Annotated in this window: 2 protein-coding genes and 1 pseudogene; all 3 read left to right on the forward strand. The window is 69.1% G+C overall.

Translation table 11 applies throughout. From position 1 onward, the window contains the following. The coding region (locus AC1D15_RS28015) for a type II secretion system protein GspD (RefSeq protein WP_477828583.1) at positions 1-652 on the forward strand (652 nt) is incomplete at its 5' end. A 3-nt stretch (positions 653-655) separates the two neighbouring features. Beyond that, positions 656-2,077: a type II secretion system ATPase GspE gene (gspE, locus tag AC1D15_RS28020; protein ID WP_047500223.1), complete on the forward strand. Its 1,422-nt coding sequence runs from the start codon at positions 656-658 to the stop codon at positions 2,075-2,077. Positions 2,078-2,082: 5 nt separating this feature from the next. Beyond that, positions 2,083-2,287 (forward strand): annotated as a pseudogene (locus AC1D15_RS28025) (type II secretion system inner membrane protein GspF); the annotation flags it as partial.

Consider the following 2,287-nt stretch of genomic DNA (forward strand, 5'->3'; position numbering starts at 1 on the left):
CACCGGCACCGCCACCACCAGCCCGTTCCAGACGGTGGAGCGCAAGGACGTCGGCATCACGCTGAAGATCAAGCCGCAGATCGGCGAGAACGGCGCGGTGCGCATGACGATCTTCCAGGAATCGTCGAGCCTGTCCGACAAGGTCGCGCCYGGCACCACCAGCGCCGGCCCGTCCACGAACAAGCGCTCGATCGAATCGACGGTGGTCGTCGACGACGGCGAGATCATCGTGCTCGGCGGCCTGATCGAGGACAGGTTCACCGAGACCAACAACAAGGTGCCGCTGCTCGGCGATATCCCGGTGCTGGGCGCGCTGTTCCGCAGCACCAGCCGGCAGAAGACGCGCACCAACCTGATGGTGTTCCTGCGCCCGATCGTGATGCGCGACGCGGCCACCTCGAACGCGGTCTCGCTGGACCGCTACGAGACCATCCGCGCGCAGCAGAAGGCCGAGCAGCCGCGCAACAGCTGGATCACGCCGATCAATGAATCGCCGGTGCTGCCGCCGCTGAACACGCTGCAGGATTCGTCGAAGGCGCTGAGCGCGCCGCCGCCGAAGCCGATCCGCAACCCGGCTCTCCCGACATCAGCGGCGGCACCGGCGTCGGGTGCCTCGGCCCCCGATCCCGCCGCCAGCCAGCCGGGGCAATAAGCCATGGGCTCACGTCACCCCCTGCCCTACACCTACGCGAAGGCGCACACGCTGCTGCTGGAAGACGACGGCGAGCGCCTGGTGCTGTGGGCGCCCGAGACCGTGTCGATGCCGGCGCTGAGCGAGGTGCTGCGCCTGTACTCGATCGACGCGCTGGAGCGCGAGCCGGCCTCGACGCTGGTCAACCGCATCGCCGCCGCCTATGCCGGTGCCGAATCGAGCGCGGCCGTCGTGATCGGCGAGGTCGAGAGCAAGGTCGACCTGAGCCGCATGATGCAGGACCTGCCGGCCATCGAGGACCTGCTGGAAACCTCGAACGACGCGCCGATCATCCGCATGCTGAACGCGCTGCTGACGCAGGCCGCGAAGGACGGCGCGAGCGACATCCACATCGAGCCCTACGAGCGCTCGAGCTCGGTGCGCTTCCGCGTGGACGGCACGCTGCGCGAGGTGGTGCAGCCGAACAAGGCGCTGCACGCGGCGCTGATCTCGCGGCTGAAGATCATGGCCGAGCTCGACATCGCCGAGAAGCGGCTGCCGCAGGACGGCCGCATCTCGCTGCGCATCGGCGGCCGCGCGGTCGACGTGCGGGTGTCGACGCTGCCGTCGGCGCACGGCGAACGCGCGGTGCTGCGGCTGCTCGACAAGGGTGAATCGAAGTTCACGCTCGAAGGCCTGGGCATGGGCGGCGACACGCTGCAGCGCTTCAATGCGCTGGTGCAGCAGCCGCACGGCATCGTGCTGGTGACCGGCCCGACCGGCTCGGGCAAGACGACGACGCTGTATGCGTCGCTCGGCCGCGTCGACACCGCGACCACCAACGTGCTGACGGTGGAAGACCCGATCGAGTACGACCTCGGCGGCATCGGCCAGACGCAGGTCAACGCGAAGATCGACCTGACCTTCGCGAAGGCGCTGCGCGCGATCCTGCGGCAGGATCCGGACGTCATCATGATCGGCGAGATCCGCGACTTCGAGACCGCGCAGATCGCGGTGCAGGCCTCGCTGACGGGTCACCTGGTGCTCGCCACGCTGCACACCAACGACGCGCCGAGCGCAGTGACCCGGCTCACCGACATGGGCATCGAACCCTTCCTGCTGAGCTCCAGCCTGCTGGGCGTGCTCGCGCAGCGCCTGGTGCGCAAGCTGTGCCCGCACTGCAAGAAGCAGGACGCCAAGGGCCGCTGGCATCCGGTGGGCTGCAGCGAATGCGGCAACTCGGGCTACAAGGGCCGCACCGGCGTCTACGAGCTGATGGTGGCCGACGACAAGGTGAGCGCGCTGATCCACAGCAGGGCGGCCGAATCGCAGCTGTTCGTCGCCGCCGAGGCCGGCGGCATGCGCTCGATGCGCGAGGACGGCGAACGCCTGGTGCGTGAAGGCGTGACCTCGCTCGAAGAGGTCATGCGCGTCACGAAAGACTAGCAACCATGCCCGCCTACAAGTTCGAGGCGATCGACGCCGCCGGCAAGACCAACAGCGGCCTGCTGGAAGCCGACAACGCGAAGGCCGCGCGCGCGCAGCTGCGCGCGCAGGCGCTGGTGCCGCTGGAGKTGACGCAGGTCGCGTCGGCCGGCACGCAGCCGACCGGGCTGAAGATGGTGCGCCGCGTGTTCAGCTCGACCGGGCTGGCGG

The sequence above is a fragment of the Rhizobacter sp. P2_H2 genome, from assembly GCF_056403375.1.